General features: G+C 41.5%; 13 protein-coding genes. 9 read left to right on the top strand and 4 right to left on the bottom strand.

Annotated features, from left to right (window positions below; all coding sequences use genetic code 11):
- Positions 1 to 178 precede the first annotated feature (178 nt).
- From PH_RS00935 to engB, 7 genes are all read left to right on the top strand, one after another.
- The gene (locus PH_RS00935; protein ID WP_048053058.1) at positions 179 to 1,411 is read left to right on the top strand and encodes a PLP-dependent aminotransferase family protein; all 1,233 of its coding nucleotides are present in this window, start codon (positions 179 to 181) and stop codon (positions 1,409 to 1,411) included.
- Positions 1,412 to 1,543: 132 nt separating this feature from the next.
- Entirely contained in the window at positions 1,544 to 3,178 is a 1,635-nt protein-coding gene (locus tag PH_RS00930; protein WP_010884313.1) for an extracellular solute-binding protein, read from the top strand.
- A gap of 4 nt (positions 3,179 to 3,182) precedes the next feature.
- Positions 3,183 to 4,121 carry a carbohydrate ABC transporter permease gene (locus tag PH_RS00925; protein WP_010884312.1) on the top strand — a complete coding sequence of 313 codons (939 nt, stop codon included), beginning with the start codon at positions 3,183 to 3,185 and terminating at the stop codon, positions 4,119 to 4,121.
- The gene (locus PH_RS00920; RefSeq protein WP_010884311.1) at positions 4,121 to 4,990 is read left to right on the top strand and encodes a carbohydrate ABC transporter permease; all 870 of its coding nucleotides are present in this window, start codon (positions 4,121 to 4,123) and stop codon (positions 4,988 to 4,990) included. Before PH_RS00925 ends, PH_RS00920 begins: the two co-directional genes overlap by 1 nt.
- 13 nt (positions 4,991 to 5,003) lie before the next feature.
- Positions 5,004 to 6,092 carry an ABC transporter ATP-binding protein gene (locus tag PH_RS00915; RefSeq protein WP_010884310.1) on the top strand — a complete coding sequence of 363 codons (1,089 nt, stop codon included), beginning with the start codon at positions 5,004 to 5,006 and terminating at the stop codon, positions 6,090 to 6,092.
- A gap of 79 nt (positions 6,093 to 6,171) precedes the next feature.
- The gene (locus tag PH_RS00910; RefSeq protein ID WP_048053057.1) at positions 6,172 to 7,362 is read left to right on the top strand and encodes a proteasome-activating nucleotidase; all 1,191 of its coding nucleotides are present in this window, start codon (positions 6,172 to 6,174) and stop codon (positions 7,360 to 7,362) included.
- A 58-nt stretch (positions 7,363 to 7,420) separates the two neighbouring features.
- Positions 7,421 to 7,993: a GTP-binding protein EngB gene (engB, locus tag PH_RS00905; RefSeq protein WP_010884308.1), complete on the top strand. Its 573-nt coding sequence runs from the start codon at positions 7,421 to 7,423 to the stop codon at positions 7,991 to 7,993.
- Here engB and PH_RS00900 read toward each other — a convergent pair.
- The gene (locus PH_RS00900; protein ID WP_010884307.1) at positions 7,965 to 8,432 is read right to left on the bottom strand and encodes an Lrp/AsnC family transcriptional regulator; all 468 of its coding nucleotides are present in this window, start codon (positions 8,430 to 8,432) and stop codon (positions 7,965 to 7,967) included. The two genes, engB and PH_RS00900, sit on opposite strands and share 29 nt — an antisense overlap.
- 71 nt (positions 8,433 to 8,503) lie before the next feature.
- Positions 8,504 to 9,568, bottom strand: a complete 1,065-nt coding sequence (locus PH_RS00895; protein ID WP_048053056.1) for a Clp1/GlmU family protein — start codon at positions 9,566 to 9,568, stop codon at positions 8,504 to 8,506.
- A 48-nt stretch (positions 9,569 to 9,616) separates the two neighbouring features.
- Between PH_RS00895 and priL the strand changes: the two genes are divergently transcribed.
- Together priL and priS are read left to right on the top strand one after the other, a co-directional pair.
- On the top strand, positions 9,617 to 10,801 hold the full coding sequence (gene priL, locus PH_RS00890) for a DNA primase large subunit PriL (RefSeq protein WP_048053055.1): 1,185 nt from the start codon (positions 9,617 to 9,619) through the stop codon (positions 10,799 to 10,801).
- Complete coding sequence (priS, locus tag PH_RS00885; protein ID WP_010884304.1) at positions 10,749 to 11,789, top strand: DNA primase catalytic subunit PriS; 1,041 nt, start codon at positions 10,749 to 10,751, stop codon at positions 11,787 to 11,789. The genes priL and priS overlap by 53 nt, the downstream gene beginning before the upstream one ends.
- Here the strand turns inward: priS and PH_RS00880 are convergent.
- Positions 11,786 to 12,904, bottom strand: coding sequence for an ABC transporter ATP-binding protein (locus PH_RS00880; protein ID WP_010884303.1), 1,119 nt, complete (start codon positions 12,902 to 12,904; stop codon positions 11,786 to 11,788). The genes priS and PH_RS00880 overlap by 4 nt on opposite strands.
- Positions 12,905 to 12,973: 69 nt before the next feature.
- Positions 12,974 to 14,875 carry an alpha-amylase/4-alpha-glucanotransferase domain-containing protein gene (locus tag PH_RS00875; RefSeq protein ID WP_010884302.1) on the bottom strand — a complete coding sequence of 634 codons (1,902 nt, stop codon included), beginning with the start codon at positions 14,873 to 14,875 and terminating at the stop codon, positions 12,974 to 12,976.
- Positions 14,876 to 14,888: the final 13 nt, after the last annotated feature.

Below are 14,888 nucleotides of genomic sequence, written 5' to 3'. Positions count from 1 at the left end.
TACCCCCGCATCTTTTCTAGATATTTTACATTTGAGGCATCATTTGTAACCTACAACTTTACAAAAGTAAACATGAAAATCAGGAAATGCCGAAACATTTATATTTAATTGACGAAACATACCAGTGCATGAAGATGTTCAGCTGAACATATATGTTCACTCTCAGGAGGGAATTGGGATGGAAGAGAACATTAAAAGCATGCTTGGGGATGTTGAAAGGTTCTTCTCGAAAAAAGCTCTAGAAATGAGGGCTTCAGAGGTTAGAGAGCTATTAAAACTTGTAGAAACTAGTGATATAATAAGCCTAGCAGGAGGGCTGCCTAACCCCAAAACATTCCCAAAGGAGATTATTAGAGATATCCTAGTGGAGATCATGGAGAAATACGCTGACAAAGCTTTACAATATGGAACTACAAAAGGATTCACGCCTCTAAGGGAAACTCTAATGAAATGGCTAGGAAAGAGGTATGGAATATCCCAGGATAATGATATAATGATAACAAGTGGTTCTCAGCAAGCGTTAGACTTGATTGGTAGGGTGTTTTTGAACCCAGGGGACATAGTTGTTGTAGAAGCCCCAACGTATTTAGCGGCACTCCAAGCTTTTAACTTCTATGAGCCCCAATACATCCAAATTCCCCTAGATGATGAGGGTATGAAGGTTGAGATACTTGAAGAAAAGCTCAAGGAACTTAAATCCCAAGGAAAGAAAGTGAAAGTAGTATACACAGTTCCAACGTTTCAGAATCCAGCCGGAGTTACAATGAACGAAGATAGGAGGAAATATCTCCTGGAGCTCGCGAGTGAGTATGATTTCATAGTCGTTGAAGATGATCCTTACGGAGAGCTAAGATACTCAGGAAATCCAGAAAAGAAGATAAAGGCCTTGGATAACGAGGGTAGAGTAATTTATCTAGGAACGTTCTCAAAAATATTAGCTCCAGGGTTTAGAATTGGATGGATGGTTGGAGATCCTGGAATTATAAGGAAGATGGAAATTGCAAAGCAAAGCACCGATTTATGCACAAATGTCTTCGGTCAAGTAGTTGCCTGGAGGTATGTTGATGGTGGATACCTCGAAAAGCATATCCCAGAGATAAGGAAATTCTACAAGCCAAGAAGGGATGCAATGCTCGAGGCCTTAGAGGAGTTCATGCCTGAAGGCGTTAAGTGGACAAAGCCTGAAGGAGGAATGTTCATCTGGGTAACGCTTCCAGATGGAATAGACTCAAAGAAAATGCTTGAAAGGGCTATAAAGAAGGGAGTAGCCTACGTCCCTGGGGAAGCATTTTATGCGCATAGGGATGTTAAGAACACAATGAGACTCAACTTTACGTACGTGGATGAAGACAAAATAATGGAGGGAATAAAGAGACTTGCAGAAACTATAAAAGAGGAGCTCAAGGCTTAGTTTTCATTATTTTACCTATTCTGAGAGAAATTAATATCTAACCGAAACACTTTTTAAATACCCCGAATAACTTACATTGGACTTTTCAATTTTAGTGTACTTTCTTAATTCGTCCTCTAAGGGGGGTGAAAGATGAGGGGCAAAGGAGTAATACTAGTGGCTTTAATGCTTTTCGCAGTGTTCGCCAGCGGTTGCATTGGTGGAACCTCAACGAAAACCCAGGCACCATCAGAAGTTAAATTAACAGGAGATTTCAATAAAGATGTCATAGAGATCGGAAAGATACTTGAAAAGAATGGAATAAGTGAAGTGAAGTTCGCAGCATGGGGATCCGGGGATCCAAACAGTGTAATGAGAGTTTACGGAATTGTAGACGCGGCCTATAAAATAAATAGGATATGGAAGGAGAATGGAATTAACGTCAAGATAACCGTCACAGTAAAATACGACCAGAGCTTCAAGGATCAATATCAAGAGTTCCTAAGCAAGCAACCCCTCGGCCAAGCTGGTGATTTCTTCGTCAACAGTTATGCGTTCCTTCCAAACTTAGCGGATGAAGGATACATTCTTGACATAACGGATTATGCAAAAGCGTATCAATCTCTGATAAATGACTTCTATCCTTCACTACTTGAGGCCGCTAAGTATAATGGAAAGCTTTATGGACTACCACAAGACACCGAGGCAAGACCCTTGTATATAAGAAGGGATGTCGCCAAGTGCGCTGGCTTAGATGTTTCAAGTCTACCAGAGAAAGTTAAGAATGGAGAATTTACTTGGAGTGATGTTTACTACTGGGCAAAGAAGGCTAAGGAAAAGGGCTGTGCCGAATGGGGATTGATACACAGAAAGGGTTCAGCCCATCCAGACTTGATCCAGTTCATATTCGCGTTCGGAGGGAAGCTTTACGATGAAAAGAATGGCAAGTTAGTTCTAGACGTTCCCGCAGTATACAAATGGCTCTACGTAGAATGGAAGTTTGCTCAGGATGGATTGCTACCAAAGGATATCATGAGCTGGGATTGGGCAAAGCAGATCCATCCAACGATCGTTGAAGGAAGAACGCTCTTTGACATCGGAGGAACATGGTACTGGACAGAGTGGCAAACGAAAGACTACTACTCTAAGGAGGGAACACCAAGGCCCTTAAAACCCGAGGAAGTTAAAGAGTGGTTCGCATACACTCTATTCCCAGCAGGTGAAAAGGGAGACAAGCCGGTAACGCTAAGCCAACCCTTCATCTGGATGATAAACTCAAAAGCGGGACAACTTAATCCAAAGTACGAGGAGCTCAAGGATGTTTATCATGCATTAGCATTCCTCATGATAGTTAAGGCTAGTGACCCAGAGATAAATGCAATCCACAGTGTTATCTCAGCTCACTTACCAGTTAGAAAGGAAGCTGCTAAGTTAATAAAGGACGATGCATGGCTTAACAAGCTCAAGAACTTAGATCTGGACTTAGCCCCAGAGGTTAAAGAGAACATCAAGGGGATAGTGGAGAAGACCGTGAACCCAATAAATGCCAAGTTCTTAGCCGACGTTAGCTACATGCTAGAGTACACCCACCTAGCCCCGGCCCATCCGAAGTATCCAGCTCTAGCAGACATATTCAAGGAAGCGGTAGATAAAGTTCTAAGAGGGGAGATGACACCAGAAGAAGCAGTAAAGTTCATAGAGGACAAGATAAATGCTGACGTAGAGCTCTCAAAGAACGTAGAAATAGTGGGAGAAATTCCAAAGGACTGGAAGTTCCCCCAGGGGTGATTAAATGAGTAACGACAAGGTCAGGGCCCTTTCCTTTTTCCTTTCTCCCATGTTATTAATGGTTGCCCTATTTTACTTAATCCCCCTTGTATTAACGGTATACATTAGCTTTACTGGAATGAGAAATTGGAACGTTGAGAGATATCTAGGAGATTTTGTTGGGGCTTACAATTATGAAAGGTTATTCCACATGTTTAAATACGATCCAAGCTTTAAAGCAGTTGTTCTTACTACAATAGTTTTCGTTATGATCACCTTAATAATCAACGTATTGGGAGGGTTAGGCCTCGCTTTAGGTTCCTTCTTTATGAGCGAGAAACCAAGTACTATATTTAGACTGTTATGGCTTCTCCCTAGAATGTCTCCGATAGCGGTTTATAGCCTCGTCTGGTACTACTTCTTCCACGGAAGCGAAATAGGCACGTTGAACGCTATACTTATGAAGCTCGGCTTTATAAATGAACCTATTCCCTGGGGTCAAATTGTACCATGGGGAGCATGGTCCATTATAATCTTCGTTAACGGTCTAGTAGGTGTAAGCTTTGGCATGATAGTGTTTACTTCCGCCCTAAATCAAATACCAAAAGAGTTAGTCATAGCGGCAAGAGTCGATGGAGCATCTGCTTGGCAGATATCAAAGAGGATCCTATTACCTCTGATGAAGTGGCACTTCCTATATGTTTTGACATGGCAATTCCTAAGCTTGTTAACAACCTATCCGCACCTCTTCCTCCTTGTGGAGTGGGATTTAGTAAACAGAGATTATGGAACGACACTAGCGCTTTACGTCTTTAATACTGCATTTGGAAGAGGGGAACAAGATCAAGGGTTAGCAGCTGCAGCTGCGGTAATACTCTCAATACTTGGAATAGTCGGTGGAATGATAACTCTGAAAGTTCTGAAATTTGAGGAGATGATCAAGAAGCCAAGGGGTGATCTTTAATGAAGGATGTTGAAACGAGATCCAAGAAGGGAGAAGTCGTCTTAATCCTAGCGATCTTTCTTGCATCATTACCCCTATTAATTGGATTCACGCTCTTAATGCTTTCAAGCTTCAGCACAACTATGATCACAAATTTTGACTTTAAGGACTTTCATGTAACCCTTGAAAACTGGATCAATGTTTTTCGAGGTAAGTTAGCTATCACGGGAGGAGTTAGGGTAAACATGGGGAAAATATTCTTAAACACGCTAATAGTTGCTCTTGGAGTTTCAGGCCTTGTTACAATAATAAGTGTGATGTCCGGATACGCCCTTTCAAGAATGGATTTCAAGGGAAGGAAGCTCATGATAACATCATTAATGCTTCTCCACGCATTTCCTGGAGTTGCCCTAATAGTGGGAGTTTATCTACTTTACAGGATCTCGTTCCCAGGAGAGCAGTCTCTTGTTAGATTATACTCTTTTATCTATGTTATATTTGCAAGGGCGGCCTTAGAGGTTCCGATGTCGGTCTGGCTCATGAAGGGATTCTTTGACAATATCCCCTGGGAGTTTGAATGGTCCGGAATTATAGATGGAGCCTCAAGAATAACAGTGTGGAGAAAAATAATGCTTCCCCTTATAAAGCCAGGGATCCTAGCAGTAGCACTATTTTCCTTTTTAGCTGGATGGCAGGATATAATCTACGTGAGGACATTCCTCATTGACCAAACCTTGGCCACCTTTATAGAGGCAAACATAGAGGCAGAGTACACCCATATGCCCATGATAGCGGCCGCTGGAACTCTATACTTGCTACCCACTATAATATTCTTCTTAACGGCCCAACAACTGTTACTTAGAGGGTACTCAGGAGGTATAAAAGGGTGAGAGGGGGATTAAGATGGTAGAGATCAAGCTCGAAAATATAGTTAAGAAGTTTGGAAATTTCACAGCGCTGAACAATATAAATCTAAAGATAAAAGATGGGGAGTTCATGGCCTTATTGGGACCATCTGGAAGCGGAAAATCAACACTATTATACACGATAGCTGGAATTTACAAGCCAACGTCGGGTAAGATATACTTTGACGAGAAGGATGTAACGGAACTACCACCTAAGGATAGAAACGTTGGACTTGTTTTCCAGAACTGGGCTCTTTATCCTCACATGACTGTTTACAAGAACATAGCCTTTCCACTAGAGCTTAGAAAAGCTCCAAGAGAGGAAATAGACAAAAAAGTTAGGGAAGTTGCGAAGATGCTCCACATAGATAAATTACTCAACAGATATCCATGGCAACTCAGCGGAGGTCAGCAGCAGAGAGTTGCAATAGCAAGAGCATTAGTTAAAGAACCGGAGGTTCTTCTGCTGGATGAGCCTCTCAGCAACTTAGATGCCCTGTTAAGATTGGAAGTTAGAGCAGAATTGAAGAGGCTTCAAAAAGAACTCGGCATAACTACCGTGTACGTAACCCACGATCAAGCAGAAGCTTTAGCTATGGCCGATAGGATAGCCGTGATAAGGGAAGGTGAGATACTCCAAGTTGGAACTCCCGATGAAGTCTACTATAAGCCAAAGTATAAATTCGTTGGGGGCTTCCTTGGAAATCCACCAATGAATTTTGTGGAGGCCAAAGTAGAAGATGGAAAATTGGTAATAACGGAAAAGAGCAAATTACCAATACCCAAGCAATACGTTGAGATAGTCAAGGAAACTGGAATCACCGAAGTCATAATAGGGTTCAGACCCCACGATGCTGAGATAGTGAAGGGTGAGGGAGAAGGGATCGTCGGAGAGGTTTATTCCTTTGAGCCCCTAGGAAGGGAGCAGATCGTTACAGTGTCAGTAAATGATTCGATCGTTAAGGTATTTGCACCAGAGGGGGAACACTTCAGCTTTGGAGAGAAGGTAACGATCAAAGTTAAAGAAGAACTACTCGTTCTTTTTGATAAGAAAACCGAGAAAGCCCTTGAATTCTCAAAGCTTTAAGATTTTATGATTTCTCACTTTCAAACAAACCTTTATAAGCTTTAAAAAACCTACATCATTTAGGTAAGAGGTGAGTGTAATGAGTGGTGACGAAGTTCAATTTCAAGGGGATTACGATGATTATATAACGTACCTCAAGAGAAGGATAAGACAACTTGAACTTCAGGTGAGGATGCTTGAAGCTGACAAAGAGAGACTAGAGAGGGAGTTATCTAGGCTAAGAAGTGAGATGTCAAGACTAAGACAACCTCCAGCTTTTGCAGGAACGGTCATAGAGGTCCTAGATGAGGATAGGGCCATAGTCCAAAACTACAATGGCCCAAGGTTCGTAGTTAGAATAGCCCCCTGGATAGACAGGAAAAAGCTGAGACCAGGAACTAGGGTTGCACTTGATCAAAGGACAATGGCCGTGGTGGAGATACTCCCCACATCTAAAGATCCCACAGTACTGGGATTTGAGGTCATAGAAAGACCAAATGTAACGTACAACGATATTGGAGGCTTGAAAAAGCAACTACAGGAGTTAAGGGAAGCCATAGAGCTGCCCCTCAAACATCCAGAGCTCTTTGAAGAAGTTGGTATTGATCCTCCAAAGGGTGTTCTTTTATACGGCCCCCCAGGTTGCGGAAAAACGTTAATGGCAAAGGCCCTCGCCCATGAGGTTAACGCAACGTTCATTAGAGTTGTGGGAAGCGAGCTCGTTAGAAAGTACATTGGAGAGGGTGCAAGGCTCGTTCATGAGTTATTCGAACTTGCAAAGGAGAAGGCCCCAACAATAATATTCATAGATGAGATTGATGCAATAGGAGCAAAGAGAATGGATGAAACCACAGGAGGAGAAAGGGAGGTTAACAGGACACTCATGCAACTACTCGCTGAAATGGATGGATTCGATCCAAGAGGAAACGTAAAGGTTATAGCCGCAACTAATAGGCCAGATATACTAGATCCAGCCCTACTAAGGCCGGGAAGATTCGATAGACTAATTGAGGTTCCACTTCCAGACTTCGAGGGAAGGCTTGAAATCTTAAAAGTTCACACGAGAAGAATGAAACTCAAAGGCGTTGACTTAAGAGCCATAGCAGAAATGACAGAGGGAGCAAGCGGAGCAGATTTAAAAGCCATAGCTACTGAAGCTGGAATGTTTGCAATTAGGGAGAGAAGGACATACGTAACTCAGGAGGATTTCCTTAAAGCAGTAGATAAGGTTCTAGGAAATGAAAGAAAGCTATTACAACAGATAACGTCCCATGAAGTTATCTACGGCTGATCAATCTTTTTCTTTTTACCCTATGAATTTATAAATCCCATAATTTTGTTAGATTCCGATGGCAACTATAATATTCGCAGGTAGATCAAACGTTGGAAAGAGCACCCTTATTTATAGATTAACAGGGAAAAAAGTTAGAAGGGGGAAAAGGCCAGGAGTAACTAGGAAAATAATTGAAATAGAGTGGAAGAATCACAAGATCATTGACATGCCTGGCTTCGGGTTCATGATGGGATTACCGAAGGAAGTCCAGGAAAGGATAAAAGATGAGATAGTTCACTTCATAGAGGATAATGCAAAAAATATTGACGTCGCAGTATTAGTTGTCGACGGAAAAGCGGCCCCAGAAATCATTAAGCGATGGGAAAAAAGAGGCGAGATACCAATAGATGTAGAATTTTATCAATTCCTAAGGGAGTTAGACATACCAACGATAGTTGCCGTGAATAAGCTGGATAAGATAAAGAATGTTCAGGAAGTAATTAACTTTCTAGCAGAAAAATTTGAAGTACCCTTAAGTGAAATTGATAAAGTATTCATTCCAATCTCAGCAAAGTTCGGAGATAACATTGAGAGGTTAAAAAATAGAATTTTTGAGGTTATTAGAGAACGCCAAGGACGACGTGTGTAATCGTCTCCTTAACACCATCCAAAGCGGCTATCTCCTCAAGAATCTCATCGAGTTTGCTTTTATCCGCTTCTATTATTAGATCTATATCCCCGGTCACGCGATATATCTTTTTGACCCTCAACTTCCTTATAGTATCGTAGACTTGCTTTCTTTTTGTTGGCTCGATTTTTACAAATATGAATACATCACCCCTCTTTTCACCTAGAAGCTCAAGGGCCTTATCAGTTAAGTCTATGAATCCCCTTCCAGTTCTTATGTATCCAAGCTCTTTGAGAATCTTCAAATGATTACTTAGGGCTTGCCTTGTTATTCCAAGCTCCTGGGCAAGCTCATCCTGTGTTTTCTCCACGGTATGAACTTCAATAGTTTTCCCTTCCCTGTACAGTTTCCTCAACAATTCTATTTGTCTGTTAGTCAATTCCACTCTTTCTCTTGTCATAGTGCTACACCTTTCTTGAAATTTACAAACTTTAATGGTTTCATATATTTAATAAACCTTTTGCTTAAGTATTAAAGTACCTCCCTATCTAGCAACCCAAGTTCCTCACCATCTTCCCTAACTCTGATCCTACCAAATCTTATCTCTGTGATTATTGAAATATCCTTAACTGGAGTTAAGACTTCAAGCCTCCCCTCACTAAAATTTATAGCCTTGAGTATTCCAACTCCTTGACAAAAACCTTCCTTATCTAGCAAACCTAGAAGTAAATTGCTAAGCTTAGAAAAATCAAAGTACCGGACAACGTTTTTATCAACAACCCTCGGTCCCTCACTTGTGTCAACCTTTACCACGAAGTACCTTTCACCAAGCTTCCTACCATGCAAGATGAGCCACTTAAAAAGCCTCTCAAGCAAATTTTTTTCTCCTTCTTCAATGGGCTTTCCCTGGAACATTGAGGTTCCAGTTACCAAGATATCATTTACATTGAAAGTAACAATCCTTGAATTTTCAAAATATCTCTTCCATTTCTCCCTTCTAAGTTCTTTCCTTTCACTCCTAGAGAATTCTTTAACCTTATCACTTACCCTAAGCTTTAATGTTATATCTTCAAATCCCTTAATTATCGGGGTTAGCTCATTCTCCCTCTCCAGGGCGAGTATTAGATCCGGCTTTATTGCCTCTATTTTCATCCTTTTCAGTTCTACCCCAGGGCCATATATCATGCCGGTAGTATCTATGAGCACGACGTCTGAAAACTTCTTAGCCAACTCAGCTAATTTCATTACACCAATTACCATTTCGCCAAAAAATTGGCTAGGAGTTATAGTTCCTACAAAGTAATGAGCAAAAGGTGTTAGGTCTTCAAGGGAAGAAAAATGAGTATCGACGAAAGCTAGACTTATCGTTGCAGGGGGCAAGATACTCTTTTGACCAACGTCACTATCAATTATCGAGACCCTAAACCCTCTTGAAATCAGCTCGTTAGCAAGGTATATCGTCAACGTCGTCTTTCCAGTGTCAACATCACCTATTATCATGACAGTTGCAGGCTTCTTTAGTGAGGATATCTTCTCTGCGGCAATATATCTATCTTCTGGAACTTCATTGGTAAAAAAAGCTTTATTTGTGCCCATTTTGCACACCTCCGTTAACATTTTATCTTGATAGCTTTAGTGATGATCATGCTCGACCCATTTAGTGAAAAAGCTAAAGAACTACTAAAAGGATTCGGGTCAATTAATGATTTTATGGACGCAATTCCAAAAATAGTTAGCGTTGACGATGTGATAGAAAGGATTAGGGTAGTAAAAAATGAGAAACTGATAGACAAGTTTTTAGATCAAGATAACGTAATGGATCTAGCTCAATTCTATGCCCTATTGGGGGCCCTATCCTACTCACCCTATGGTATAGAACTCGAACTTGTGAAAAAGGCGAACTTAATTATTTATTCAGAGAGACTAAAAAGAAAAAAGGAGATCAAGCCGGAGGAGATAAGCATTGATGTGAGCACCGCCATAGAATTTCCAACAGAGGATGTAAGGAAAATTGAAAGAGTTTACGGTAAAATTCCAGAGTACACAATGAAGATCTCTGACTTCCTAGATCTAGTTCCCGATGAAAAGTTAGCGAACTATTACATATACGAAGGGCGTGTGTACCTCAAGAGGGAAGATCTAATAAGGATATGGAGCAAAGCCTTTGAGAGGAATGTGGAAAGGGGCGTAAACATGCTTTACGAAATTAGAGATGAACTCCCAGAATTCTACAGGAAAGTTCTGGGTGAAATCCAAGCCTTTGCGGAGGAAGAGTTTGGAAGAAAATTCGGAGAGATTCAAGGAGGAAAACTAAGGCCGGAGTTCTTTCCCCCTTGTATTAAGAACGCCCTAAAGGGTGTTCCTCAGGGAATTAGGAACTATGCAATTACCGTATTATTGACGAGCTTTTTGAGCTATGCAAGAATCTGTCCAAACCCACCAAGGAGGAACGTTAGGGTTAAAGACTGTATAAAGGACATTAGAGTAATAACTGAGGAAATTTTACCGATAATAATTGAAGCCGCAAATAGATGCTCACCTCCATTATTTGAGGATCAACCCAATGAGATCAAGAATATCTGGTACCACCTCGGATTTGGATATACAGCAAATCCTAGCCTCGAAGACAGCGGAAATTCCACCTGGTACTTTCCCCCAAACTGTGAAAAGATAAGGGCTAACGCCCCACAATTGTGCACTCCCGATAAGCACTGTAAATACATCAGAAATCCATTGACGTATTATTTAAGGAGGTTATACCTGGAGGGAAGAAGGAATGCTCCTAAGAGAGGTAACAAGAGAGGAAAGAAAGAACTTTTACACCAATGAATGGAAGGTTAAGGACATACCAGATTTCATTGTGAAGACATTAGAGTTAAGGGAATTTGGATTCGATCATTCGGGAGAGGGGCCTAGTGACAGGAAAAACCAATATACTGACATTAGGGATCTCGAAGATTACATAAGGGCCACGGCCCCCTATGCCGTTTATTCCAGCGTTGCACTTTATGAGAAGCCCCAGGAAATGGAGGGATGGTTAGGGACTGAACTCGTCTTTGACATAGATGCTAAGGACTTACCGTTAAGAAGGTGCGAGCATGAGCCAGGAACAGTATGTCCAATTTGCTTAAACGACGCTAAGGAGATAGTGAGGGATACCGTAATAATACTAAGGGAGGAGTTAGGATTCAATGACATACATATCATATATTCTGGAAGGGGTTACCATATTAGAGTTTTGGATGAATGGGCCCTCAAGCTAGATTCGAAGTCCAGGGAAAGAATTTTGTCATTTGTTTCTGCTAGTGAAATCGAGGATGTTGAAGAGTTCAGAAAACTTCTCCTGAATAAGAGGGGATGGTTCGTTCTAAATCATGGATATCCAAGGGCTTTTAGGCTCAGATTTGGCTATTTTATACTGAGGATTAAGCTTCCCCACCTCATAAATGCTGGAATAAGGAAGAGCATTGCCAAGAGCATCCTTAAATCAAAAGAGGAAATTTACGAAGAATTCGTAAGGAAAGCTATTCTTGCAGCTTTTCCCCAGGGAGTTGGAATCGAAAGCCTAGCGAAGTTGTTCGCACTCTCCACCAGGTTCTCAAAGTCATACTTCGATGGGAGGGTAACCGTTGATCTAAAGAGGATTCTAAGACTCCCTTCAACGTTGCACTCTAAGGTAGGACTAATAGCAAAGTACGTAGGAACTAACGAGAGGGATGTTATGAGATTTAACCCCTTCAAACATGCGGTACCAAAGTTCAGAAAAGAGGAGGTAAAGGTGGAATACAAAAAATTCCTGGAAAGTCTCGGAACTTAAAAGATGGCCTTTTCAGTGTCTTTCCTAAAGATGTGTATCTTCTTCATGTCAAACACGACACTAACTTCATCTCCCTCCCTAACTTTTGACTCCTTGGGAAATTTCGCTGTAAAGGATATATTTCCTCTCCTTAGGTGAACTATCTTCTCCCCTCCAAGGTTCTCTATTATGTCCACGGTAGCTTTTACCGTGTTCTCCTCAGGAACGTCAATATGTGTAAAGGATGCATCGTGTACATCCTCGGGCCTTATGCCAAATATCACTTCCTTACCCACCATATTTTCCTCTTCAAGAACTTCAAACTGATCCTGAAGGAGCTTTAGCTTGAATTCTCCGAAGTCTAAAAATCCATCGTCGGTAATTGTCGCATCAAGGAAGTTCATTGGTGGGCTTCCTATGAAGCCCGCAACAAAGGTATTAACTGGCTTATAGTAAACTTCATCTGGGGTCCCAACTTGTTGAAGCTCTCCCTTATTCATGACGGCTATTCTATCACCCATCGTCATGGCCTCAACCTGATCATGGGTAACGTAGATGGTGGTAACGCCGAGCTGTCTCTGCAGCTTCTTCAATTCAGCACGCATCTTAACCCTTAGCTTGGCATCCAAATTACTCAAAGGTTCATCCATAAGGAAAACCTTTGGCCTCCTTATTATTGCCCTTCCCAACGCAACCCTCTGCCTCTGACCTCCGGAGAGTTCTCTGGGCTTCCTATTGAGTAATTCAGTTAAGCCCAGCATCTCCGCAACTTCCCTAACCCTCTTATCTATCTCCTGCTTCGGCACTTTCCTCAACTTTAATGGAAATGCAATGTTGTCGTAAACTGTCATGTGAGGATAAAGGGCATAACTCTGGAATACCATTGCAACATCTCTCTCCTTAGGAGGTACGAAAACCCCCTTTTCGGGATCGGCCACGAGGTTATCCTCTATATATATTTGGCCCCTAGTAGGCTCCTCCAGTCCCGCTATCATTCTAAGCGTCGTTGTTTTACCGCAACCACTAGGGCCTAGGAGAACCAAAAATTCCCCATCTTTTATTTCTAGGCTTAGATCCTTAACCGCGGTAACATCCCCAAATCTCTTCCATATGTTTATGAGCTTAACTTCGGCCATCCCAATCACCTCTTCTTAAAAATAAAATTGCATGAGAAGACTAAAAACATTTCCTGGAAAAACATTGCTTCACATACTCTCTTTGAACTTCAATTTAATATTGAGCATTTTCTCTATGGGATACAGGAAGGTATAGCTAACTCCCTGTTGAACAAAATCCCAACCTGACTCGCTCTGGCTCAATGTTTTTATTGGAAATTTCCAAATTTTTGCCTCTTTTTCACTCTCGATTTTCACTTTACCAAAGATGTCTTTGACCTCTATCTCCTTAGACATGAACTCAGCTGGATACTCCACGGTGCCCTGAACAGCCAAGTTAATTTCAACTCCAAACATTAGGCCCAGCTCTTCCTTAGAAACTATCCTATACTCCGTGGTAAACCCATCTTTGTTAAGCCTTAGTACTTTCTCTACCTCAACGCTTATCCCTTTAACTTTACCAGATCTCCACAATCTCAGCTTATCCTCAATCTGATAGTGATAGGAACTCATCAAGAAATCTCCAAGCTCCCTATACTTAGAGAGCATGTAATTATCGAGGACCTCGGTGGGTAAGAGAAAGTGATCTTGAAGCATTCCCCTTGGCCACTTGTCATAGCTTAATTCTCTCTTCATCCCTTCAGGAATATCTTTCAAACTATGATAATGCTCCCACCTCCTAGCCACCACGTCGAGGTAGTTTACATACTTTTTCTTAGAGCTCATTTCGAAGATAGCTCCTCCATAATGCGGCTTTACAACTAAAATAAAGTTCTCGTTTTCTAGCATGATCTCTTCTCCACCATCAAAATCTAAATCAAAGACCCTATTCTCCGGTTCCAAATAGCTATGGGCCTTAATTAAATTCCTCCACACTGCTCGCCTTATATGGGGGAGGTAGATTCCACCAAAAACACCATGCCAGTATGCATCGTTACACTGGGCCCTAAGGACAAAGATCCTGGCCGTTGGATTATTCCTTAAAAGCTTACTGAGCATTAGCATTCGCTTATGCATGTAGTTCCCTTCGGGATATTTGTAGAGAAAATTCTTCCAGATTCCTCCCCTAACGAATATCCTGTACTTTTCAAAGAGGTTAAGTTCCTTAAGTTTCTTAATAAACTCAAAGAAGAGTTTTGCCTGTCTTGCTGGTAACGACCATTCACTCATTTCAAAGTAGGAAGCTATCGGTAAATAAACTAAACCCTTTGGCCTAAATTTACTTAGATACTCAGAATAGAGCATCAAGTTTATCTTGTCATCGCTGGATATCCTATCAAAGAACTCCTTCAACCATCCCCTTTCATAGACTAATTCGTGGGTACCAGGCCACGCTCCAAATTTCTCACCGTCATCATGGAATACAGCAACTTTGCTCTCATCTTCATCTGCTAATGAATGGAGGTACTCTAAAGTTTCGTTTACGGGTCTAAATGGGATTAAATACCTTAGCTTCTCATCTATGGGGAAAACAACAATTGCTTCGCCTCCATTTTCAGTGTAATAGGGCCAAAAAAGCTCTTCCTTAGAGAGGCCAGCGCTCATAAAGTGATAGTCATCGAGGATTACATACTCAATACCCGCTTCCCTCAGTGTCTTAACAAGTTCAGGCTCCCATACCCTTTCAGTTAACCAAAGTCCCCTGGCTTCATAACCCATTTTTCTTGCCCATCCCTTTGACAGCTTAATCTGCTCAACCCTATCCTCCTCAGGTATAGCAACCAATATTGGCTCATAAAATCCTGCAACCACAAGTTCAACTTGACCCTTCTTAATTAGGGATTTCAGCAGATCTATATATTCAGGCCTATTCCTCTCTAGCCACTCAACTAAAACACCGCTTATGTGAACCGCAACCTTCATATTTGGATACTCTTCAAGGGTTTCCAGGAAGGGTCTGTAAGCTTTTTCATACGCTCTCTTAATAATCCATTCAAAATTCCCCAAGGGTTGATGATTGTGAACTCCAAAGATGAAATTTATCCTTGGCATACTTATAGGAGGA

This window comes from Pyrococcus horikoshii OT3 (genome assembly GCF_000011105.1).
GTDB classification, from domain to species: domain Archaea; phylum Methanobacteriota_B; class Thermococci; order Thermococcales; family Thermococcaceae; genus Pyrococcus; species Pyrococcus horikoshii.
The sequence above is the reverse complement of the archived record's forward strand: the minus strand, read 5'-3'. Positions and strand labels throughout refer to the sequence as shown.

Coding starts and splice junctions, on each gene's coding strand:
- PH_RS00935 (WP_048053058.1), top strand. CDS start 179: ATGGAAGAGAACATTAAAAGCATGCTTGGGGATGTTGAAAGGTTCTTC.
- PH_RS00930 (WP_010884313.1), top strand. CDS start 1,544: ATGAGGGGCAAAGGAGTAATACTAGTGGCTTTAATGCTTTTCGCAGTG.
- PH_RS00925 (WP_010884312.1), top strand. CDS start 3,183: ATGAGTAACGACAAGGTCAGGGCCCTTTCCTTTTTCCTTTCTCCCATG.
- PH_RS00920 (WP_010884311.1), top strand. CDS start 4,121: ATGAAGGATGTTGAAACGAGATCCAAGAAGGGAGAAGTCGTCTTAATC.
- PH_RS00915 (WP_010884310.1), top strand. CDS start 5,004: ATGGTAGAGATCAAGCTCGAAAATATAGTTAAGAAGTTTGGAAATTTC.
- PH_RS00910 (WP_048053057.1), top strand. CDS start 6,172: ATGAGTGGTGACGAAGTTCAATTTCAAGGGGATTACGATGATTATATA.
- engB (WP_010884308.1), top strand. CDS start 7,421: ATGGCAACTATAATATTCGCAGGTAGATCAAACGTTGGAAAGAGCACC.
- PH_RS00900 (WP_010884307.1), bottom strand. CDS start 8,432: ATGACAAGAGAAAGAGTGGAATTGACTAACAGACAAATAGAATTGTTG.
- PH_RS00895 (WP_048053056.1), bottom strand. CDS start 9,568: ATGGGCACAAATAAAGCTTTTTTTACCAATGAAGTTCCAGAAGATAGA.
- priL (WP_048053055.1), top strand. CDS start 9,617: ATGCTCGACCCATTTAGTGAAAAAGCTAAAGAACTACTAAAAGGATTC.
- priS (WP_010884304.1), top strand. CDS start 10,749: ATGCTCCTAAGAGAGGTAACAAGAGAGGAAAGAAAGAACTTTTACACC.
- PH_RS00880 (WP_010884303.1), bottom strand. CDS start 12,904: ATGGCCGAAGTTAAGCTCATAAACATATGGAAGAGATTTGGGGATGTT.
- PH_RS00875 (WP_010884302.1), bottom strand. CDS start 14,875: ATGCCAAGGATAAATTTCATCTTTGGAGTTCACAATCATCAACCCTTG.